This window comes from Hyphomicrobium sp. CS1GBMeth3, from assembly GCF_900117455.1.
GTDB lineage: Bacteria > Pseudomonadota > Alphaproteobacteria > Rhizobiales > Hyphomicrobiaceae > Hyphomicrobium_C.
The window spans coordinates 652,162-673,379 of sequence record NZ_FPHO01000003.1 but is presented as its reverse complement, the minus strand read 5'-3'; the positions used below and the strand labels follow the sequence as shown (position 1 = coordinate 673,379).

The 21,218-nt window shown below is 60.9% G+C and carries 16 protein-coding genes and 1 pseudogene; 7 read left to right on the top strand and 10 right to left on the bottom strand.

The annotated features are described in order from the left end of the window. The first annotated feature begins 2 nt into the window (after positions 1–2). The 4 genes from CS1GBM3_RS10395 (at position 3) to puuE (ending at position 4,657) form a co-directional block, all read left to right on the top strand. A complete protein-coding gene (locus CS1GBM3_RS10395) occupies positions 3–1,058 on the top strand; it encodes a BMP family ABC transporter substrate-binding protein (protein ID WP_210186233.1) in 1,056 nt (351 codons plus the stop codon). Between the two features lie 83 nt (positions 1,059–1,141). Next, on the top strand, positions 1,142–2,467 hold the full coding sequence (gene guaD / locus CS1GBM3_RS10390; RefSeq protein ID WP_072395167.1) for a guanine deaminase: 1,326 nt from the start codon (positions 1,142–1,144) through the stop codon (positions 2,465–2,467). Between the two features lie 36 nt (positions 2,468–2,503). Next, the gene (locus CS1GBM3_RS10385) at positions 2,504–3,700 is read left to right on the top strand and encodes a urate hydroxylase PuuD (RefSeq protein ID WP_072395165.1); all 1,197 of its coding nucleotides are present in this window, start codon (positions 2,504–2,506) and stop codon (positions 3,698–3,700) included. Between the two features lie 42 nt (positions 3,701–3,742). Next, positions 3,743–4,657, top strand: a complete 915-nt coding sequence (gene puuE / locus CS1GBM3_RS10380) for an allantoinase PuuE (protein WP_139247877.1) — start codon at positions 3,743–3,745, stop codon at positions 4,655–4,657. On the opposite strand, the gene CS1GBM3_RS10375 is transcribed toward puuE, so the two are convergent. The 7 genes and pseudogenes from CS1GBM3_RS10375 to CS1GBM3_RS10345 all read right to left on the bottom strand — a co-directional run bounded on the left by CS1GBM3_RS10375 (position 4,654) and on the right by CS1GBM3_RS10345 (position 11,874). Further along, positions 4,654–5,376 (bottom strand): TetR/AcrR family transcriptional regulator, encoded by a 723-nt coding sequence (locus CS1GBM3_RS10375; RefSeq protein WP_072395163.1) that lies wholly within the window; start codon positions 5,374–5,376, stop codon positions 4,654–4,656. The two genes, puuE and CS1GBM3_RS10375, sit on opposite strands and share 4 nt — an antisense overlap. Before the next feature lie 184 nt (positions 5,377–5,560). Further along, positions 5,561–6,337 (bottom strand): hypothetical protein, encoded by a 777-nt coding sequence (locus CS1GBM3_RS10370; RefSeq protein WP_210186212.1) that lies wholly within the window; start codon positions 6,335–6,337, stop codon positions 5,561–5,563. 257 nt (positions 6,338–6,594) lie between these two features. Beyond that, a complete protein-coding gene (locus CS1GBM3_RS10365; protein ID WP_072395161.1) occupies positions 6,595–7,953 on the bottom strand; it encodes an 8-oxoguanine deaminase in 1,359 nt (452 codons plus the stop codon). 32 nt (positions 7,954–7,985) lie between these two features. Next, positions 7,986–8,627 carry a glutathione S-transferase family protein gene (locus CS1GBM3_RS10360; RefSeq protein ID WP_072395159.1) on the bottom strand — a complete coding sequence of 214 codons (642 nt, stop codon included), beginning with the start codon at positions 8,625–8,627 and terminating at the stop codon, positions 7,986–7,988. An 11-nt stretch (positions 8,628–8,638) separates the two neighbouring features. Further along, entirely contained in the window at positions 8,639–10,411 is a 1,773-nt protein-coding gene (locus CS1GBM3_RS10355) for a Rieske 2Fe-2S domain-containing protein (protein WP_072395157.1), read from the bottom strand. A 22-nt stretch (positions 10,412–10,433) separates the two neighbouring features. Next, positions 10,434–11,294, bottom strand: coding sequence for an aromatic ring-hydroxylating oxygenase subunit alpha (locus tag CS1GBM3_RS10350; protein WP_072395155.1), 861 nt, complete (start codon positions 11,292–11,294; stop codon positions 10,434–10,436). Between the two features lie 30 nt (positions 11,295–11,324). Then, a pseudogene (locus CS1GBM3_RS10345) lies at positions 11,325–11,874 on the bottom strand (aromatic ring-hydroxylating dioxygenase subunit alpha). Positions 11,875–12,447: 573 nt separating this feature from the next. Here CS1GBM3_RS10345 and CS1GBM3_RS10340 point away from each other — a divergent pair. Continuing rightward, positions 12,448–13,560: a BMP family ABC transporter substrate-binding protein gene (locus CS1GBM3_RS10340; RefSeq protein ID WP_072397413.1), complete on the top strand. Its 1,113-nt coding sequence runs from the start codon at positions 12,448–12,450 to the stop codon at positions 13,558–13,560. Between the two features lie 48 nt (positions 13,561–13,608). Here CS1GBM3_RS10340 and CS1GBM3_RS10335 read toward each other — a convergent pair whose 3' ends face one another. Continuing rightward, positions 13,609–15,963: an acetamidase/formamidase family protein gene (locus CS1GBM3_RS10335; protein ID WP_072395153.1), complete on the bottom strand. Its 2,355-nt coding sequence runs from the start codon at positions 15,961–15,963 to the stop codon at positions 13,609–13,611. 236 nt (positions 15,964–16,199) lie between these two features. Here CS1GBM3_RS10335 and CS1GBM3_RS10330 point away from each other — a divergent pair, with 236 nt between their 5' ends. Further along, entirely contained in the window at positions 16,200–17,645 is a 1,446-nt protein-coding gene (locus CS1GBM3_RS10330; protein WP_072395151.1) for an acetamidase/formamidase family protein, read from the top strand. A gap of 510 nt (positions 17,646–18,155) precedes the next feature. Here the strand turns inward: CS1GBM3_RS10330 and CS1GBM3_RS10320 are convergent. Then, positions 18,156–18,641 carry a DUF1772 domain-containing protein gene (locus tag CS1GBM3_RS10320; protein ID WP_072397404.1) on the bottom strand — a complete coding sequence of 162 codons (486 nt, stop codon included), beginning with the start codon at positions 18,639–18,641 and terminating at the stop codon, positions 18,156–18,158. A gap of 230 nt (positions 18,642–18,871) precedes the next feature. Then, positions 18,872–19,336: a cupin domain-containing protein gene (locus tag CS1GBM3_RS10315; RefSeq protein WP_072395147.1), complete on the bottom strand. Its 465-nt coding sequence runs from the start codon at positions 19,334–19,336 to the stop codon at positions 18,872–18,874. A 510-nt stretch (positions 19,337–19,846) separates the two neighbouring features. On the opposite strand from CS1GBM3_RS10315, the gene CS1GBM3_RS10305 reads away from it, so the two are divergent. Beyond that, the gene (locus CS1GBM3_RS10305; RefSeq protein ID WP_072395145.1) at positions 19,847–21,217 is read left to right on the top strand and encodes a sensor histidine kinase; all 1,371 of its coding nucleotides are present in this window, start codon (positions 19,847–19,849) and stop codon (positions 21,215–21,217) included. Position 21,218: the final 1 nt, after the last annotated feature.

The window sequence follows — 21,218 nt, the reverse complement described above, 5'->3', positions numbered from 1 at the left end:
CAATGGCCATGGCGCTGGCCATGGTCTTCGTCGCGTCGTTTTCTGCGCGAGCGGACGAACCGCTCAAAGTCGCGTTCGTCTATGTCGGGCCCATCGGGGACCATGGCTGGTCCTATCAGCATCATCAGGGGCTGCTCGCCGTCCAGAAGGAGTTCGGCGACAAGGTCAAGACCACCTACGTCGAGAATGTATCCGAAGGTCCTGATGCAGAGCGCGTCATCGAGCAGCTGGCGACGGCGGGCAACAAGCTCATCTTCACCACGTCGTTCGGCTTCATGAACCCGACGATCAAGGTCGCGTCGCGGCATCCGGATGTGAAGTTCGAGCATGCGACGGGGTTCAAGCGGTCGCCGAACGTATCGACTTACAACGCGCGATTCTACGAGGGGCGCTACGTGGCCGGTATCGTTTCGGCCAAGATGAGCAAGACAGGCACGATTGGGTATATCGCCTCGTTTCCGATTCCGGAGGTCGTGATGGGCATCAATGCCGCTTATCTCGGCGCCAAGTCGGTCAACCCGGATGCGAAGATCAAGGTCATCTGGGTGTCGACCTGGTTTGATCCCGGTAAGGAAGCCGATGCTGCAAAGGCGCTTATCGACCAGGGCGTCGACGTCGTGATGCAGCATACCGATAGCCCCGCTGCGATGAAGCTCGCGGAGGAAAAGGGTGTCTACGCGATCGGTCAAGCCTCGGATATGGCGGCGTTCGGACCTAAGGCACAGCTCACGGCGATCATCGACGACTGGAACTACTACTACATCGCCCGAGTCAAAGCGGTCATGGATGGCACTTGGACGTCCGAAGACACATGGGACGGCATCAAGGAAAAGATGGTTGAGATGGCACCTTACGGGAAAGCGGTTCCCGAGGATGTCGTCAAGCTCGCGATCGAAACGGCGGACGCGATCGCTGCCGGCACGAAGCATCCCTTCGCCGGTCCTTTGAAGAAGCAGGACGGCACGGACTGGCTGAAGGAGGGCGAGACGGCGTCTGACAAGGACCTTTCGTCGATGAACTTCTATGTCGAGGGCGTGGAAGGCAACCTGCCCAAATAAATACGAAGTTGATCAGCGGGGTCCGGCCGCTTGCTGCTGCAGGGCCCCGCTCTCTGTTCTCTGTTGCGGGATTAAAGAGATCCATGCCGGCCGCGCCCGACAAGCTATTCGCCCTACGCGGTCAGACCTTGAGCTTTCGGTCCGATCCGTTTCGTACGCCTCCGGATGCTGCCGTTAGCCATAACCAGGACGGTCTCGTCGTCATTGGTGGTGGAAAGATCGTCGACGTGGGTCCCGCTCAGGAGGTGCTGCCGCGGTATCCGGGCATCGAGGTCGAGAGCCATTCCGACGCAATCATCATGGCCGGCTTTGTCGACTGCCACGTCCACTATCCGCAGCTCCCGGTCATTGCCTCGTACGGCGAGCAGCTGTTGGAGTGGCTCAACAAGTATACGTTTCCGGCCGAGAGCAAGTTCGGTGATTATGCCCACGCGCGGGCGACGGCCGAGACGTTTCTCGACGTCAGCATCGAAAACGGCATCACGACGTCGTCGGTCTATTGCACGACACATCCCGAGTCGGTCGATGCCTTTTTCGAGGCCGCTCATGCGCGCGGTATGTGCATGGCGGCGGGCAAAGTCATGATGGACCGCAACGGGCCGGAAAGTCTCTGCGACACCGCAGAAACGGGGTATCGGGATTCCAAAGCACTGATCGAGCGCTGGCATGGGCAGGGGCGCCTGACCTACACGGTCACGCCGCGCTTTGCGCCGACCTCGACGTCCGCCCAGCTCGAGGCTGCCGGTGCGCTTTGGCGCGAGTTTCCCACCACGCTGATGCAGACGCATATTTCCGAAAGCATCTACGAGATCGAGTGGGTCAAGGAGCTCTATCCGGAGGCACCGGACTACCTGGGAGTATATGAGACTTATGGCTTGATCGGGCGCGGGGCAAACTTCGGGCATGCCATCCATCTGACCGAGCGCGAGATTGCGCGGCTTACCGAGACCGGTTCCGGCATCTCTCATTGCCCGACCTCTAATACCTTCATCGGGTCTGGTCTCTTCGACATGCAGGCTTTGCGCGATTGCGACAACCCTATCCGCGTTGGGATGGCGACCGATGTGGGCGGTGGATCGTCCATGTCCATGTTCTCCACCATCAAGTCCTCGTACGAGATCTGCCAGCTGCAGGGTTACAGCCTGCATCCGGCGAAGGCCTTCTATCTTGCCACGCTCGGCAGCGCCGAGGTGCTCCGCATGGAGGATAGGATAGGCAATCTCGCTCCAGGGTACGACGCTGACATCATCGTGATCGATCTCAAGTCGAAGCCGCTGATCGACTATCGCATGCGCTTTGTCTACGATTTATGGGAGGCCCTTTTCATTCAGATGATCCTCGCAGACGAACGCGCGATCCGGGCGACGTTCGTTGGCGGAAAGAAGCTCCATCAGCGCGCCTCGGCATAACGAGAGACGGGCTGCGAACAGCAGAGGAGACAATTTGTGGACGTCATCTTGTGGGAGTGGCTAAGCTTTTTCGTCCGCTGGACCCACGTCATTGCGGGGATTGCCTGGATCGGCAGCTCTTTCTACTTCGTCCATCTCGACCAGAGCCTCAAGTCGCGCGATGGACTGCCGGAGAAGGCGCACGGCGAGGAGTGGCAAGTCCACGGCGGCGGGTTCTACCACATGGTCAAGTATCTCGAGGCTCCGCCGCAGCTGCCGGAGCACGTCACGTGGTTCAAGTGGGAGGCGTATGCGACTTGGCTCAGCGGCGCGGTGTTGTTGGCGATCATCTATTATTTCGGTGCTGATCTCTACCTGATCGATCGCAGCGTTCTCGATATCAGCCAGTGGCAGGCAATCGCGCTCAGCGTTGCCGGCATTGGGCTTGCCTGGATCGCGTACGACCGGCTCTGCAAGTCGCCCCTCGGAAAGAGCGATCTCCAGCTTGCCATCGCCGGCTTCGTGTTCCTGGTTGCGATGAGTTGGGCCTACACGCTTGTGTTCAGCGGTCGCGGCGCGTTCATGCAAATGGGCGCGGTGATGGGTACGCTCATGGTGGCGAACGTTTTTTTCATCATCATTCCGAACCAGCGGCGCGTGGTTGCGGATCTTGTGGCGGGGCGAACGCCGGACGGTGCGCTCGGAGCGGCCGGCAAGCAGCGCTCTCTGCACAACAACTATCTGACGCTCCCTGTCGTGTTCGTGATGATCGCCAACCATTATCCGCTGGCGTTTGCGACGCGCTATTCGTGGCTCATTCTCGCCCTTGTCATGCTCATGGGCGTTTCGATCAGGCACTTCTACAACACGCGTCACAGAGGACTGCCGTCGCCGTGGTGGACCTGGATTGTGACGGTCCTGTGCGGAGTTGCCGTGGTGGGTCTTTCGAGTGTCGGCCCCAGCGGGAGTTCGGCGCAGACCGCTGCCCCCGTCGAAGTGACAGAGCTGGCGTCGGCCGCGGAAGCCATCATTCAAGGTCGGTGCAGCATGTGCCACGCGGCCGAGCCTTTCTGGCCGGGAATCGGGACACCCCCGAAGGGGGTACGGCTCGATACGGCCCAAGATATTGCTTCTCACGCCGAGGCAATCCGTGTGACGGCGATCCTGACGCATTCCATGCCGCCGGGGAACGTGACGGAAATTACGGCTGAGGAGCGCGCGGCCGTTGCGGCCTGGATCGCGAATTTGAAGTAGGCTGACGACGGGCTCACACTTATCAATCACGCTATGGTGGACATGACCTCCTATCCCCGCGATCTGATCGGCTATGGGCCAACGCCGCCTGTGGTGACTTGGCCGGGCGGTGCGCGCGTCGCTTTACAGTTTGTGCTCAATTACGAGGAGGGAGGCGAGAACTGTATCCTGCATGGAGACGAGGCTTCCGAGGCGTTCCTATCCGAGATCGTCGGGGCGGTGCCGTTCGTCGGCGCCCGTCACATGAGCATGGAGTCTCTGTTCGAGTACGGGTCGCGGGTCGGCGTGTGGCGGATCCTTGATGCGTTTCGCGAGCGAGAGCTTCCGCTCACCGTATTTGCCGTTGCCATGGCACTCGAGCGCAACCCGCGTGTGGCCGAGATCGCGCTTGAGGACGGCCATGAGATCTGCTCTCACGGTCTGCGCTGGATCAACTATCACGGAATCCCTGAGGAGACTGAGCGCGAGCACATGACGCGTGCAATCGCCATTCAAACGGCCATTACGGGCGCGCGGCCGCTCGGTTGGTACACGGGGCGGACCAGCGAGAATACGCGCCGGCTCGTGGCGGAAGAGGGCGGGTTCCTCTACGACGCCGATGACTATAGCGATGAGCTACCGTTCTGGAGTACTCAGGTTTCCGTGCCTCATCTCGTCGTGCCCTATACGCTCGACGCCAACGACATGCGCTTTGCAACGGTGCAAGGCTTTAATACGGGCGACCATTTCTTTGCGTATCTCAAGGATACTTTCGACACGCTCTATGCCGAGGGCGAAACAACGCCACGCATGATGTCCATCGGGCTGCATTGCCGCATCGTTGGTCGGCCGGGGCGGATTGCAGGCCTCAAGCGTTTTCTGGACTACGTTCTCGCGCACGACCGTATATGGGTCGCGCGCCGCATCGATATTGCGCGGGTCTGGCGCGATCAGTTCCCATGGCCGGGACAGCGCTAGAGATCGGCTTTCATCTTCTTGCTTCGCCCGCGAACTGCTTTTGGTCGGGCGCTTTTCTTGGGGAGCACGCCGCCGATAACGACCGCGGTGATGGTATCGAGCGCCCCCTCAAAATCGGTCCGCTCCAGCTGCCGCTTGCCGAGCAGGATCTGCATCTGTGCGGCGAAATCGGCGTACGCTTGCGTCGAAGCCCACATCAGAAAGATCAGGAAGATCGGATCCACGCTAGGCGTGATCTTTCCTTCCTTGATCCAGCGTTCTATGACGGCAGCCTTTTCCTGCAAGAGCGGTCGGGTTGCGCGGCTGATCTGATCGCGGATGTAAGGGGCACCGCTGATAATCTCGGTCGCGAAGATCCGCGAGAGCTGGGGCTTGGAACGAGAGAACTCCATCTTCCGCGCCAGATAAAGCCTCAGGCAATCTTCGGCCGGCTTGTCGGCTTCGATAACTCGAAGGGAATCTGCCCAGATGGCCAGAATGCTGCGCAGCAGCTTTCTGTAAAGCGCCTCCTTGTTGCGGAAGTAGTAATAGATATTCGGTTTTGTGACACCGGCCTTGGCGGCGATCATAGCCGTCGTTGCACCGCGGAACCCATATTTGGCAAAGACGTGTTCGGCGGCTTCGAGAATTTTGCCTTCGGCGTTGGTCGTCGTCGTTACGGAGCGCTCATCTACTTCAACGTAATCTTTGTCGTATTTGTTCGGCTTATCGCGCTCCACGACCTGCCCTCACCCCAAGTTTGTTACCGAGCCGTCCCGGATCGACCCGGTAGCTCCTATACAGCACGCTCCCGTGCCGGGCGATAGACTTGACACGGAGCAAGCACGAGCGGCGGACAAAAAAAGGGCTGCGGGGATGCCGCAGCCCTGAAGGTATGGGAGAAGTCTAAGTGTCGGTGGATGCTTAGAAGCGCCAGACCGCAAGAGCCTGGAACGCGCTCTCGTCGACATCGGTGCCCAGCTTGTTGCGCCAGTACTGATACTCGGTGCCCAGGAAAAAGACGTCCTTCTTGCCGGTGAAGGCATAGCCGGCGTCCCAGCGGAGCTGCGGTTGAGCGAGAATCCAATCCTCATCCTGGGTCCCCGTGTACTCGGCGTGGCCTTCGAAGCTGAAGTATTGGCCGCCGATCTGGAATGGTAGTCCCCATGAGATGTCGAACTGCCAGCCGTCGCCCTGAGTAACATACGGGCCGCTGTCGTCTATGACAGCGGTAACCTGAGTGCGCAGGAAGGCGAAGCCCGGTGCCTTCCAGTCGATATAGGCGCCCGGCAGATAGCTCAGATAGTCTGCGTCGGCGCCATAGTTCAGGCCCAGAACGACGCCGACGTCCTTGATCGGTCCGCCGTACGTCGCGCCCAGGATTTTGGCCGAGCTGAAGTATGCGTAGAACTCGCCGTAGGCATCCTTGTCGTTGAAGCCGTCCGTCGTGTCGTCGTCGATGAAGTCGACGAAGAAGAAGACGTCGCCGAAGCTATAGCCGCTGGCATGCTGCAGCGTGATGATCGGAGTCCAGGCCGTACCGCCCGCGAATGGGCTGTCCAGCTTTCCGTACTGGAATTGAACTTCCGTGGTGCTCCAATCGGCAGCAGAAGCCGTTGCCGAGCCGAGTCCGAACGCGCAGGCCGCGGTCGAAATTCCCAACGCCAGGGCTTTTAGCGAACCGTGGCTTGCAGTCGTCATGTGTAGTCCCCCCGTCCCAGTAGGCTCGCGCAGCGAGCGAAGCAGATCCGTAACCCGGGCAATGCGCCGGCGATGGAGGGAACCTTTGCAGCGCTTGAACGATCGGTCAACGCGTTGAGCGAGCTTGAAAAGTGGTGTCAAAATCGATGTCACTCACTCGACACAACGGTCTTTAAATGAGGCTGTTTTGCCGGGGTGCTGCACATCTTATGAGCATCGCTGCCGTTCTTCTCGACACACACTTATCGTGGAGGGCGCTATCGTTCGGCATTAATAAGCCGGCGTGTGAGCAATTCGTGTTGGGACAGAACAGTCTGCCGAGGAATTGTCACGCATCGTCCGTCAGCGGATATAAGTCTGCCGCCCACAATGGTGGCTGTTGCTCTCACCGGTCCGCAAAGCACAAGCGCCGCCACGGGGTCCCATTGGGCGCCGGCAAATTCGATGGCTCGCATGTCGAAGGCTGCCAGATCCGCGGCCATGCCTAGCGCTAGATGGCCGATATCAGAGCGCCCCAGCACCCGAGCGCCGCCCCGTGTCGCTATCTCGAGGGCTTGACGGGCGGACAACGCTGCTCCGCCTTTGGCAACACGCTGCAGGAGCAGCGCCTGGCGTGCTTCGTTCAACATATGGCCCGAGTCATTCGAGGCAGATCCGTCGACCCCGAGCCCGACAGACACGCCTGCCTGAAGCATCTCGCGGATCGGGGCTATGCCGCTTCCAAGGCGCATGTTCGAGCACGGGCAGTGGGAAACTCCCGTTCGGCTACGGGCGAAAAGATCGATTTCGGAGCCATCAAGCTCGACACAATGAGCGTGCCAGACGTCCGGCCCGCACCATCCGAGTTCCTCGGCATAGCGACCGGGTCGAACGCCGAACATCTCGAGCGAGTAGGCGACATCCTCGGCGTTCTCGGCGAGGTGCGTATGGAGCCTTACGCCGTACTGGCGCGCAAGGATAGCTGCATCGCGCATCAGCTCCCGGCTTACTGAAAAGGGTGAGCAGGGCGCCACTCCGACGCGGATCATCGCAAACGGATTGCAATCGTGGAAGGTCTCGATGACCCGCTGGCAATCGGCGAGGATCGCATCTTCCGATTCAACGAGGCTGTCGGGCGGCAGGCCGCCCTTGGATTCGCCGATGCTCATCGCGCCGCGGGTGGCGTGAAACCTAATACCGACCTCGACCGCCGCCTCGATTTCGTCGTCCAGGCGTGCGCCATTGGGAAATAGATAGAGATGGTCGGAGCTTGTCGTGCAGCCCGTCTCGGCAAGCTCGGCAAGTCCGAGCATGGCGGATACGCGAATGTGCTCCGGGCCCATACGCGCCCAGATCGGATAGAGCGTCTTCAGCCAATCGAACAGAAGCGCGTCCTGTGCCGCTGGCACGGTTCGCGTTAGGTTTTGGTAGAGGTGATGGTGCGTATTCACGAAGCCGGGGACGACGACGTGTCCCGTCATATCGAGCACGACATCGGCCGTCTGCGGCAGGTCCGCCGTTAGGCCGATTTCTTCGATCACGCCGTCGCGCGCGAAGAGTGCGCCTCCCTTGAGTTCCCGTCGGCCGTCGTCCATCGTCACGAGAACGTCGGCGTTCTTCACCAGCAAGGTCGGCATGTTGATGTCCCGCGGTCGGTGGCGGCTTAACGTTAGTGTCCGTGTGCCGCCGGGAAAATGCCCGACATACCAATGAAGCCCGGTGTACGCTTGAAGCGGTCGCACCATCGCCGGATGGCCGGATAGTCGCGCCGGTCGACACCACCCTCTTCGGACAACATAACATGGGGAAAGAGTGCGAGGTCGGCCAGCGATGGATGCTTTCCGTCGACGAGCCAGCTTTCGCCTGTCTGCTCCTGGAACCACAGGTGCTCGTCAATCCGGCGCAACAGATCGTGCGCGAGGGCCCGGCACTTCTCGATATCGGCGTCGACGAACATCGAGTCGTGCAGGCGGGCGAGTCCTGCCGTTCCCTGTAAATCCTGGGCGATGCTCATCCACTGTGACACGCGTCCAAGGCGCGCAGCATCTTGCGTCGGATACCAGGAGCCGACTCGGTCGTGTGCCGCTGCGAGGTAGATGAGGATCCCGCGCCAATCCCACAGCGTCAGAGTGACGGTCTCCAGCACGGGCAAGCGCGCGAACGGGCTTTTAGTGCGAAACGGCGGGCGCTCGTGCTCGCGGCCCGGATAAGCATCGATGGGTTTGATCGTGTGCTCGACCCCGAGAATCGCGAGGTAGAGGCGCACAGCGTAACATTCGGCAGAAAGCTCGTAGTCGTATATCGTCAGCATGTTTTGGGATTTCACAGGTCCAGAACGAGGCGAGGGGATTTCGAGCGCGAGATGCAGGGCGTCATGCAGGTGTTGCTGGCCCGCTCCGCCTTCGACAGATAGACGTCCTGATGGTCCGGCTCGCCTTCGAGAACGGTCGTGAGGCAGGTGCCGCAAGCTCCCTGCTCGCAGGATGTCGGAATGCTGACGCCGTGCTCGCGCAGGACGTCGGTTATGGTTCTGCCAGCCGGGATGGCGACCGTAATTGCCGAGCGGGCAAGCGCGACATCGAAGGTCGAGCTGTCGTTCGTCGCCTGGTCGTTGGCAAAGTACTCGAAGTGGACGGCGTTATCGGGCCAGCCGGCAGCTTCGGCAATATCCCGCGCGGCTCTCAGCATTGGAGCAGGGCCGCAGATATAGACGTGCGCGTCTCCCGTACGGGTTCCGAGCAACTCCGTGATGCGGGCGGCTGTCGCTGCAGCGTCGAGGCCGATGTGCTGTTCAACGTTCTCCGCCAGGGCCGCGAGATCGCTCGCGAACGGAACGTGGGCATCGGTGCGTGCAAAGACGTGCAGCCGAAACCGGCGCCGTTGGGTGCTCAGAGCCTTCGCCATGGCCAACAGCGGCGTCATGCCTATGCCGCCGGCGATCAGGATGTGCTCGTCTGCGCGGCGCGCGGGCGGGAAGTTGTCGCGCGGGGGACTGACGGCGAGCACGTCGCCCTCGCGTACGACGTCGTGCACGGTGGAGGAGCCGCCTGCGGACTGGGGCTCGCGTTTGACGCCAATGATGTAAGCGTCGTGGTCCGATGGGGCGTTCACGAGCGAATACTGGCGCACGAGGCCGTTCGGCAGATGCACGTCGATATGGCTGCCGGGAAAGGCGGATGGCAAGGCGCCTTCAACGGGCACGAGGCGGAGTGCGACGACATCCTCTGCGACCTGCCATTTGCGGTCGAGACGGACGCGAATGACCTCGCCGTGCGCTGCCCGCTCGGCGCCAGGTATCGTCGTCACCTGCGGCGAGAGAGGAATTTCCGCTTCTGTTATCGCGCTGGCCGACAGGTCCGTTGTGGCGGCCTGCTGCTCTACGAGCTGTCGCAGTGCCTCCAAGGCGCAGTTGTGCCGCCGGAGAGTTTCGATCCTCGCGGCCGTATCGACTTGTTCGAGTAGCAAGCCGCGGATCGTCGACGTGGTCGCCGATGTGGGCTGAACGAAGAACAGCGCGGTGGTGGCATGGGGACCAGCCTCGCATGTGATCTTTATGGCCAAGTCTCCGGCACGGGATGCTTCTGCGGTGCTAGGAGTGTCGTCAGACGCGCCAGTCGGGAGAAAGGTGTATTTCTCGAGAGCCTCGATGACCAGGGGAGCCGGTGCGTTGATGGGCATGGCGCGCAGCGCCAATGTTTTGGTTTCATCGGCGTCCGGCAATGGCGGGGCGTCGGACTCGGGATCGAGGCTCGACCAGACCAGCCCGAAGCGTTCGGCCGCGGGATAGACTCGGTTCCGGATGGTTCTTGCTGGCGCATTGGCCGGGTGGGCGGGAATATAGAGGCAGCTCGCCGTGCCAGACGCATAACGCCAACCGTGATACTGGCACTTGAGCTCCGTGCCGAGGTTGAGGCCGATCGACAGGCGGACGCCGCGATGCAGGCATCGGTTCTCCCAGACATTGACGCTGCCGTCGTCGGCGCGCCAGACCGCGAACTCCTGTCCCAGGAGCTGACCCTGGTAGACGTGGTGGGCGGGTAGGTCGGAGCTTGCCGCAACGGGAAACCAGAGCGACTTCAAGTCCTGTGCCGTCATCGTATTTGCGATCCTCAAAGTCTCAGATTCTGGCCGGTATCGTGCCGTAGGTGATGCCCTTCGCCTGCAGCCAGCGGCGATAGGTGATTGCCGATTTGTCGGCGCGGATCGGTGTTTCGGCGCGTGGATCCAAGGGGAGGCATTTCGGGATCTGGTTCTCCAGGATCGGCTTGTCCTGGGCGAAGATCGTCTGCTGGAAATTTCTCAGCCTGGCATCGGAGCTTTCGTCGTCGATCAGCGACAGCAACATGTTGGCGCGGACGTGCTCCTCGTCGAGGGGCTGCAGGAAGAGGGCGATCACGTCCTTGCGCTCCGGTGCGCTGGGGCTCGATTTGTAGAGAACCGAGCAGAACGGATGGGGCACCCGGTAGATGTACTCGACGTCGAGCCCGCCCTCGGCGCTCGCTGCGGCCATGGGCTGGTAGAAGAGGCAGCCGGTTGCCAGCACCTCATCTCGTTCGAGCGACAAGTCGACGTCGTAGTCCTTGACCTCCGTGTGTGGCTCCTCGCCGAGGATGCCGGTGTGGACATAGGGAAAATGCGCCATATCCAGGAAGTTCTCGATCGCGCGCGGCGCGGAGACGTTCACTCCGATGGTGGCAGCATTCAGATTTCTCCGGTCCGACTCGGCATACTCGGGAAGCGGAAACAGATCCCGTTTCGGCTCGCCAAGGCTCGTCCAAACGTAGCCGTAGCGCAGAATGGCGGGTAGAGGCTCGCCGTCGGCGGTTTCGACCCGAACGCCGTCATGCTGTCTCGCGACTGAAATCGGCCGTCCAAAGAGACGCGTGCGGCTTGTTCCCCCGATCGGAAGCTCATCGAATGCTCCGACAACCTGCCATTCGTCACGTTCGGCGGGCGACAATGCTGGGAAATTGGTCATGGCTGTCCTCTTCTGTCGGACGGGCTGGTCTCAGCACGGAATGGCGCCGTAGGTGACGTCCTTGTCCGTGAGCCAGCGCCGGTAGGCGATGGATGACTTGTCTGCCTGGATCGGCGTCTCCGCGCGGGGATTCAGAGGAAGACGCTTCGGGATGTGGTTCTCCAGGATCGGTTTGTCCTGAGCGAAGATGAGCTGCATGAACCAACGCACGGTGCTCGCTTCAATTCCTTTCTTCAGATAGCAGAGCAGGGGATGCGCAATGCAGTGCTCCTCGTCGACCGGCTGGACGAACAGGGCGATAAAATCCATGCGCGCCGTTGGTCTTGTAGAGTGCGACCGTATAGGGCCGGAAAACGCGATAGACGTAGTCAGTCATGATGCCGCCCGACGCATTCGGAGAAGCGATAGGCTGGAAAAGTTTGACGTTCGTTGCGATCAGGCCGTCGTCCAGAAGGTCAACGTCGTAGGGCATGACCTCTGTGTGCGGCTCCTCACCAAGGATGCCGGTATGGACGAACGGCAGGTGACCGAGATCGAGAAAATTCTCAACCGCGCGCAGGCCTGAGACGTTGACGGCCATGGCCCCGCCGGTGATCACGTGGCGGTCTTCCTCGATTGCCTCCGGAATGTGCAGAATATCCGTGTTGGGTGTTCCGAGACAGGCCCAGATCAGGCCGTAGCGCTCTTTGGAATGAACCCTTGCGCCGCCATCTGTTCGGCTGATCTCGGCGGCGCCGGATGAATTTGACCGAACGGTCAAATCGACTCCAAAAAGTTTGGTGCGGTGTTGCTGCGCTTCTCTCAGCCAGGATCGATCGGCAACGACGTGCCAGTCGTCAAGCAACACCGGTTCGGGTGATCGGGGCATCGTCTTCGGGCCTCGCGATTGGTGATCGGCGAAATTGTATAGTGTCGTTTGTTGCTCGCAAGTCCCTATGCGCCTCTTCATGTGCGCGAATTCTGTGCTGTTTGCCCAAAACAAAGCGTTGCCTGACATTTTGCTCACTTTCATTATCCACCCTCCGCTGGGTCAGTGAATTGGAACGATCGGTCAAATCCGGCGCCGCGCGTTCGCATCGCTGGCCTCGCCATCGCGGGTGTCCGCCGTGTTGGCGAGTATGCTTGTTCCGCCGGTGTTGGAATGGGGATTGTCATGCACGAAGGGAAGTTGATCACCGCGGCGACGCGCCGGCAGGTTCTGAAAGGCGCGGCTGCCGCCGGTGCGGGACTCGTCGTCGCGCCCTGGGGTCGGGCGGCCTATGCCAATGACGTGCTCAAGATTGGCGTCGCTTACGTCTCTCCGATCGCCGACGTCGGATGGACAAGGCAGCATAATCTCGGCGTGGAGGCCATTAAGGCGAAGTTCGGCGACAAGGTCGCGGTCACGGTGATCGAGAACGTCTCTCAGCCGCAGGATGCCGAACGAACCTTCCGCGACATGGCTGCCAACGGATGCGGCCTGATTTTTGGCACAAGCTTCTCGCATGGGACGCCGCTCCAAAAGGCGGCCAAGCAGTTCCCCAATGTCAAGTTCGAGCATTGCTCGGGCATTGTGCACCTGTCGAACCTCGGAACCTTCGAGGCCAAGTATTATGAAGGAACGTATCTGGCGGGTGTTGCGGCCGGTAAGGTCTCCAAGACCGGCAAAATCGGGTTCGTGGGTGGATTTCCGATCCCTGACATCGTCGGGCCGGCAAATGCGCTGTTGCTTGGTGCGCAAAGCGTCAATCCGGCGGCGACCTGCAGCACGATCTTTCTCAACTCCTGGTTCGACCCCGGCAAGGAAAAGGATGCGGCCAGCGCGCTTATCGCGCAGGGATGCGATGTCGTGTGCGGCATGACCGATACGCCGTCGACCGTCGTGGCCGCTGAAGAGGCCGGCGCGTGGGGCATCGGGTACGCGAGCGACATGAGCAAGTATGCGCCGACGAAGCATTTGACGGCCTTCACGCTCGACTGGAGCAGCGAATATGTTGGCGCCACCGAGAAGGTTCTGGGGGAGGCGTGGACATCGGAGGTGCGTTGGGACGGGCTTGCTGAGGGCGTCGTCAAGATGTCGCCATACAACGCGGCGCTGCCCGACGACGTAAAGGCGTTGTTGGCGGAGAAGGAGGCCGCCATCAAAGCTGGAACGCTGCATCCGTTCGCGGGCGAACTCAAAGATCAAAAGGATGAGGTGAAGGTCGCAGCCGGCTCTGTGCTCGACGAGAAGGGCATCCGCAGCATCAACTGGTTCGTCAAGGGCATGGTCGGAAACTTGAGCTGACGGGGAACTGAAAAGTGGCGCGGCGGATTGACTTCCGCCGCGCTTCGTTCAACCGGCGGCAGGTCGTTTGCCTGCCGTGCGTCCTGCGAAGATCGACTTTTCGATGGTGGCGTGCACGCCGAGATTGCCGTCGGCGACCTGCGTGATGCCGAAATCGACGGCGAGAGACATCAGGCTCAACGCTTCGTCCTCGGAAAGCTCGTAGGCGTCCATGAGGAACCTTCGAGCTTGGCGGTAGGCGCTGCGTAGAGCGAGATCCACCGTCGAGCGCGCGTATACGTCCGACTGGGCGTTGAGCCCCAGCTCGCGCAGGTAGTTCGGGTAGCTGAAGCTCTGGATCACCCAGTGGCTCTCAGTCTCGATCAGCGGTGCGGCCAGCCCGCGGAGACAAGGAATCGTCGTAGAAGCGTGCCGTTTATGAAGCGTGAGACGGACGTCTCCCGTTAGTGAGCACTCGAGGCCAGTGCCGTTGATCTCGCCATCGGATTGCGCGAAGTGGCCGTCGCCGATGGACAGCAAGGCGCCCTCGACCGCGACGGGCAGGAAAAGCTTCGCTCCCGTGCCGAGCCTCCAGTTGTCGATGTTTCCGCCAAAGTTCCCCGGCGGTATCGAATCCACCATGTCGGATTCGCTTGGGGCGACGGCGATGAAGCCGAAATGGGGCCGGGCCGGGATCGAGATTCCAGTGAGAACGTGGTCCCTTTTTTCGACGGTGCGGTGATCCACGGGCACGCCCGGGTAATCTATCGTTCTGTGAACGACGCCGTAGGGATCGGTCTGAGGCGTCCAGACGTAGCTATAGACCGCGCGTGCGTGCGTCGGATCAGCGAGATCGATCTCGTAGATCGTGATCGTCTCTCGCTTCGTGCCGCCGTCGAGTAGGTCGCGATACTGATATCCCCACCAGGCCGATACGTTGCTGGCAAACGCTTTGCCGGCATAGAGCGGATTGCCGCACGGACGGGGGCGGATGTCGAGTATCTCGACTTCGAGTACGTCGCCGGGGGCGGCGCCATTGATAAAGATCGGTCCGGTGCAAATGTGCACGCCAAAGCCCTCGCCCGCGCCCCGACCGAAGACGGAGGCGTTCATCGGGCCGGCGCCGCGCCGGTCAACTGCCTTGTGGTCTTTGGTCCAGAGGTAGACGCTTTCGGCTCCCGGATCGCCCGAGACCATGCGCTCGTAATCGTCGCCGGCGTGCTGTGTCAGCGTTTCGATGGTGACGATGGTTCCCGAGTTGACGCGCAGCTGCGGCGGCAGCGCCCGGCTCAGAAAGCCCCAATGCACCGTATCCGCGTTGACCGGTAGATAGTGATCGGGTGACGGCTCTTTCTTTATAGGAGGTGTGCTTAGCTGAGCACTTCCCTGCGGGGTCGGCTCCAGCTCAGGACGCTCTGCGCGCGGGCGTGGCAGTGCCTTCGCCTTTCGCAGGGCTGGTTTGCCGCGCCGCGCATACTCCTCGATCTCGCCTCCAATGCTCCTTCGCATCTCACGCGGCGCCACGCCAAATTCGGCGCTGAATGCGCGGCTGAAATGGGCCTGGTCGCGAAAACCCCACCGCAAGGCGATCGTGGCGACGCTCTCGTGGGTGTGATTGGGGTCCGAAAGGTCTGCGCGGGTGCGCTGCAGACGTTGACGACGCACGTATTCCGAGAATGAATCGCTGCGCCGCTCGAACAGGCGCTGCACATAGCGCGCCGACATCCCTTCCTCGCGTGCCACATCGGCAAGGGCAAGGTCAGGCATGCCGAGCTGGCGGTCGATGGCGGCGGCGATGCGCCGGAAATGAGCGGCCTGCACGCCGGTCATGGTCCCGTCTGGTGCCTTCAGCTCAGAGAGCATTGCGCTTGCCACAAGCTCGGTGAGGGCGATTTCTCCGGCGCTCAGGTCGGCCTGCTCTATGGTCTCGATGTTCGCTGCAAGCGTTCGCAGCAGGGGACGCGCCGCTGCCGCGGCAACGGTGCTGCCCAGCGATAACGGTGCATCGAGCCGGCTCCGCCCGAGGCGGGACGCGAGCGGCGCGCGCGGGAGTTGGAACATGACGACGTCGAAGGCCGTGCGCCACTCCAAGCCGCATTCGTGCGACATGTCGAAAACACACAAATCCTGCTCAGCGAGCTGCTGAACGCGCTTCTGGCATTTGATGGAGCCCCATCCGCGCAGGCAATGCAGCAGGAGAAATGGCCGATCAGGTCCGATATCCGCGAATGCCAGAGACTGGGGTGATCCGGACAGGAGGCCGAGCCGGGCGCCCGACGAGGACGGCGTCACGGTGATGGTTCCGCTCGTCTGTGCCGGGGTGAGAAGACGAAGCGAGAGACGCGCAAGGTGCTCCTGCCACAGGGCTTCGCGCCGCTCCAGCGGCAAAACATCGGCGGTCAGACGAAGCGGCTCGGCAGTCACGGGGCGACCTTCATCATTCGCCGCGGATGGCGGCGCTTCTCAGGTGTGTCTCCCCATATTGATGTTTCTCTCTTTGTAGCACATCCGCGTCAGGGGCCAACGGCTTGCTCCCACGCGAACAATATTTTGACTTTTCGTTTGCACGACGGGCTTTCGGCAGTGTGGCGCATTGCGGGCGAAGCCGACGCTGTCCGAATACTCGACGCATCGTTCTTCTATTTGGAGGTGATGAGACGATGTGCAAAGGCGATGACGAAACCTGTCCGCTGTTCCATGAGCATGCCAAGACCTTTCGGCAAGAGCTCGACGCGGAGCGACGCAGCTTTCTGAAGAGCAGCGTCATGGCGGCGGGTGGTCTTGCCGCGCTGGGGACAGGCGGCATGTCGCTTGTAACTCCGGCCCTGGCGCAGAAGTCTGCAGCCAAGCAGCCCGCGAAACAGGGCTACCATTACCTTCCGGCCAATTCGGATACGGTGCATTGGGGCTACTTCAGCAAGAAGATCAAGCCGCAGGTCGAGGTCGACAGTGGCGACATCATCACCATCGAAGCGCTGACGCATCACGCGGGCGATGACCTGGATCGGATGGTCTCGGGCGATCCCGGAGCCGAAAGCGTTTTCCTCTGGACCAAAGAAAAGAAGGGTGTCGACCGTCGCGGCGCCGGTCCGACCGAGCCTGGAAAGTACAAGAAGGGCTCCGGAGAGGGGCAGGGTGTCCACATCATGACTGGCCCGGCCTATGTGCGCGGCGCGGAACCCGGCGACATTCTGGAGGTGCGCATCATCGATTGCGTTCCGAGGCCGAGCGCCAATCCGAAGTACAAGGGCAAGTCGTTCGGCTCCAACGCAGCGGCGTGGTGGGGCTTTCACTACAACGACATGCTGACGGAGAAGCGCGAGGTCGTCACCATCTACGAAGTCGACGCGCGCGGGGTAAAGAACTGGGCTGAAGCCGTTTACAACTTCAAATGGGTGCCGCAGACCGATCCATTCGGCGTTACGCACGAGACGATCGACTATCCGGGCGTTCCCGTCGACCACAGCCTGACCAAGCCGAACTACGACGTGCTCAAGGGTGTTCGCGTGCCGATCCGGCCGCACTTCGGCACGCTCGGATTGGCGCCTGCTGAAGCCGACTTTGTCGACACCATTCCTCCGAGTTACACGGGTGGCAACATCGACAACTGGCGTATCGGCAAAGGTGCCGTCATGTACTATCCGGTGTCGGTGGAGGGTGGCCTTCTGTCGGTCGGCGATCCTCATGCCTCGCAGGGAGACAGCGAGCTGTGCGGCACTGCCATCGAGTGCTCGCTGACGGGAACGTTCCAGCTCATCCTGCACAAGAAGGCCGATCTCGGTGGGACGCCGCTCGAAGCGCTCAACTATCCGATGCTCGAAACAGCGACGGAGTGGGTCGTGCACGGGTTCTCGTTCGCGAACTACCTCCAGGAGCTGGGCGCCGAGGCGCAGAGTGCCATCTACTCAAAATCCTCGGTCGATCTGGCGCTGCGAGACGCGTTCCGCAAGATGCGTCACTTCCTGATGACAACGAAGGGGTTGACCGAGGATGAAGCGGTCTCGCTGATGTCCATCGGCGTCGACTTCGGCGTGACGCAGGTGGTGGACGGAAACTGGGGCGTTCACGGAATTGTCAAGAAGGACATCTTTGCCGGTCGTGTCTGAGCCGGGTTGACGACCGCAAAGAAAAGGCGCGGCTCGGATGAGCCGCGCCTACTCGATTAAAATAATCTATTGAATTATTCCAGTGAGCTATCGCTTCTCGGCATTCCTGTGCAGCCGCCCGGCCATGCATAGCACCTGGGGCGCTCCGGCTTGTTGACCTTGCGCTGGGAAACCTTGCTGTGCGTATTCGCGTCGTCCTTGCTGACGGCCTTCGGCGCCCTTAGCGGAGCGTCATAATCGGGTGCAGCAAGGCTTTGTCCAGCCATCGATATGGAGCCGATGGCTACGGCGGCAAGAAGGGGGACGAGCTTCATGAATGATGCTCCTTGTTCTCGTTGATCATCGCGTCCCTATTTGTGTCTTCGTGCGCCAATTACGAGGGGCGCCGGTCGCGCTCTCACGGGATCTTGAGATTCCTTTGCGGACAGTAAGGTTACGCTGCGCCGCACAATTGGAATTACGTTAGCAGGAGCGGGCGTGCGTTCCGATCACGCCGCGCGGGCGCCCGCATCATAGGGCGACGGCCAACGTCAAACACAACAGCGCCGTCCCGGCCGCGATTGCGCGAAGAACGTGTGAGCGCTCCCACCTGTCACGCATCACGGTCCAGTTGTCGGCGCGCATTTCCCCTCGAGTTTCGAAGAAGCGTTCTGCGGCGCGCGACATGTGTACGTTCTGCAGCCAGTATTTATTAATCGGTTGGGTCATGATCCAGAAGATCGCTTGCACCGTTGACAAGGCTGCGAGCGCGGCGGCGATCAACCAGAACTGCGGTGTGTTAGCCGGCGACGCAATCCATAGCGCAAGGACCGCAACGATACTCGCGACCTCGGCGATTCCGCCCAGCGTGAAGCCCGGATAGTAGATTGTCTGCACGGTGAGATATTGCTCTCTGTCGAGACGCAGCTTGCCAGGAAGCTCAAGCGCATGGGCCAGCGCAAGGCTCATCGTCACAGCGGCGAGCATGACGGCGAGAACTTCGAGCGCGATGTACATAGCGAACGCCATGTATTCCGAACTCATACTGCTATGTAGCGTTCCCTCACTGTTCTTGGGTCGCTTCAAGTACCCGCCCTGGTTCGCGAACAGGACTTAAGGTCGCCAGCTCGAGGTGTAGCGATTGCATCAGCTCTCATGTGCTACGCTCTCTTTCGAAGTGGCCCGCCACCTACGGTGGCGGGCCTAGCCGGCAGAGCGTATGAAGGCGTGCTGCCATTGCTGGACAGCTATTTTTTCCGCGGATCATCCTCCGGATTGACGTAGATGAGATCGAACGGGCCGTTGGCTGCCACCTGGATGATCGTCTCTTCGTCGCCTGTCCATACATAGTGCGGGTGGTTTGCCGGCAGTAGGAGCAGAGATCCTGCCTCGAGGATTTTTCCCTTAGACTTGTCGACGGTCTCGCCCATGCCGCTCCCCATCGTTCCGGTCATGACCGTGACCGATTCGAAGACGGGGTGAGTGTGCGGTGGCACAACGTAATTTGGAGGGAACTTGGCGCGGAGAATGAACAATCCGGGCTTTGACGGATCGCCATACACAACGATGGTTTTGGCGCCTTTTGGGAACGCCGGGTTGTCCTCAAAAACCATGTCGCCTGGTGTCAGCTCCTTGGCATGTTCGCCCGCATCCTGGGCGAATACGGAACCGGCCAGAACGATCAGCGCGGCAGCGATAAGACCTATTCTCACAATTAACTCCCTTCTGCTTTTGGTTCGGGTTTCTGCTGATATTGAAGAGGCGGGATCTCATCAGAGGTGCTTTGGTGTCTGATCCAGGCATCGGCTCTCCAAGACGTCGGGCAGGCCGCGGGCCTCTCCCACGGTGCTCTGGTTCGTTGCGTTTGCCGTCTCAGGCTCTCCGGCCAGTGCTTGCAAACGAAGGCTGAGAAATGTCACACAGCCGGCCACGGTGATCGCCACGAACGCGAAAAGCAGGAGTTCCTTCCGTGGAGGCAGCCGGACGCTGGATTTTCGCAGCGACGAGAGTCGGAAGCGCCACTCTTCAAGCCGTTGCATCTGTCAGCCCGCTCGGTGTTCATCCTTATGGCCGAGCGTAGAAAGCCGCCGATAGCATTGACAGAGCGATTCACCTGCGGATCGTTGGGCAAATTTCCTGAGCATCGAGCCCGCCCCTTCACAGCCCGCGCTCAGGCCTCTAGCCTTGAGGACGACGACTTGGTGCGAAGCCGAGGTGGCGTTATGGACCTGAAGTGGCTTCTGGTGAGACGGATCACATTGGTGGCGCTCGCGTGCTTCCTCACAGGGGCAGCGGTTGCACTCTACGTGACCGCGCGCGAGGCCAAGCAGCAGAACTTGGAACTCGTGGAGCTGGCAGGCCGACAGCTGGATCTCCAGCTCTCGCGGATCGATAGATCGACGGATATCCCCAAGCGGTTTCCCGATTGGGATCTCGTCACGAGCTACTCGCTACGGCCCGGCCAGTGCGTCGCGTATCGAGGCACCGATGAAACACTCCAACGCTCGAGTTGCGCCGGTGTCGATGCAGCGGCGACCAGCGCGCCGTGGTGGTTCTTCGAGGTCTATCGGTCATTCATCAACGATCGTCTGACAGCGGTGAGGCCCCTTTCCTATCGCGGAGCAAATCAGGGAACCATCGTTGCAGCGCATGATCCCGTTGCGACCGCCGGGCAGGCGTGGGCGACCATTGCTCCCCTTCTCGGCCTATCAGCCGCTCTTGTCGCGGCCCTCTGCTTCGTCACATATTTTGTTGTCGACCGCGCGCTTTTGCCGGCAAAGGATATTCTTTCAGGTTTGAACCGCTTGGCAGGCGGCGACCTCGCGTGCCGACTGCCGGCCTTCCGGTTGGCGGAGTACAATCGTATCGGTGAGGTGTTTAATGCCCTCGCCAAGGATCTGAGCAAAGCGACATCCGAGCGTGTCGAGCTTGCGCGTCGGCTCGTGGACACCCAGGAGCAGGAGCGGCGCCACATTGCCAGAGAGCTGCACGATGAGATTGCCCAGAGGCTCGCTGCGCTCAACGCGCTTGCGGCTTCTATCCGCACCGGAGCGATGCGCAATGCGCCGGGGATCGCAGACGAGGCCAGGGAGCTCGAAAAGATGGCGTCCGATTTGATGATTTCCTTGCGCCGAACGCTCACCTATCTGCGGCCTCAGGAAATCGATGATCTGGGCTTAATCCAGAGCCTCAAGGCGCTTGTGGAGCAACACAACAAGGATGCACAGGGGCGCACAAACTATTCGATCAAAACCGCAGGAGATGTGGAGCATTTGCGAGCCGAGACCAGCGCTCACGTTTACCGCATTGTTCAGGAAGCGCTGACCAATGCGTCCAGGCACGCCAATGCGCGCAACGTTGCGGTTTTGCTGCGCAAGCAGGCCGGTATCGGCCAAGAGAGGATTCACCTCTCGGTTGTCGACGACGGGGCAGGCCCCTCCCCTGTTGACAAGCCTTCGATACTGTCCGGGGCGGGGCTGATCGGTATGCGCGAGCGTGTCGTTGCGCTCAGCGGGACGTTCACTGCCGGTCCGCTGCCTGCTGGTGGATTTGGGCTTCAGGTGGAATTTCCGACGTTGCAGGGAGGAGCCTGAA

Excerpts from the sequence above, each read along its gene's own strand:
- CS1GBM3_RS10395 (WP_210186233.1), top strand. The coding sequence starts at position 3 with ATGGCCATGGCGCTGGCCATGGTCTTCGTCGCGTCGTTTTCTGCGCGA.
- guaD (WP_072395167.1), top strand. The coding sequence starts at position 1,142 with ATGCCGGCCGCGCCCGACAAGCTATTCGCCCTACGCGGTCAGACCTTG.
- puuE (WP_139247877.1), top strand. The coding sequence starts at position 3,743 with ATGACCTCCTATCCCCGCGATCTGATCGGCTATGGGCCAACGCCGCCT.
- CS1GBM3_RS10370 (WP_210186212.1), bottom strand. The coding sequence starts at position 6,337 with ATGACGACTGCAAGCCACGGTTCGCTAAAAGCCCTGGCGTTGGGAATT.
- CS1GBM3_RS10365 (WP_072395161.1), bottom strand. The coding sequence starts at position 7,953 with ATGCCGACCTTGCTGGTGAAGAACGCCGACGTTCTCGTGACGATGGAC.
- CS1GBM3_RS10360 (WP_072395159.1), bottom strand. The coding sequence starts at position 8,627 with ATGCTGACGATATACGACTACGAGCTTTCTGCCGAATGTTACGCTGTG.
- CS1GBM3_RS10355 (WP_072395157.1), bottom strand. The coding sequence starts at position 10,411 with ATGACGGCACAGGACTTGAAGTCGCTCTGGTTTCCCGTTGCGGCAAGC.
- CS1GBM3_RS10350 (WP_072395155.1), bottom strand. The coding sequence starts at position 11,294 with ATGACCAATTTCCCAGCATTGTCGCCCGCCGAACGTGACGAATGGCAG.
- CS1GBM3_RS10340 (WP_072397413.1), top strand. The coding sequence starts at position 12,448 with ATGCACGAAGGGAAGTTGATCACCGCGGCGACGCGCCGGCAGGTTCTG.
- CS1GBM3_RS10330 (WP_072395151.1), top strand. The coding sequence starts at position 16,200 with ATGTGCAAAGGCGATGACGAAACCTGTCCGCTGTTCCATGAGCATGCC.
- CS1GBM3_RS10320 (WP_072397404.1), bottom strand. The coding sequence starts at position 18,641 with ATGTACATCGCGCTCGAAGTTCTCGCCGTCATGCTCGCCGCTGTGACG.
- CS1GBM3_RS10305 (WP_072395145.1), top strand. The coding sequence starts at position 19,847 with ATGGACCTGAAGTGGCTTCTGGTGAGACGGATCACATTGGTGGCGCTC.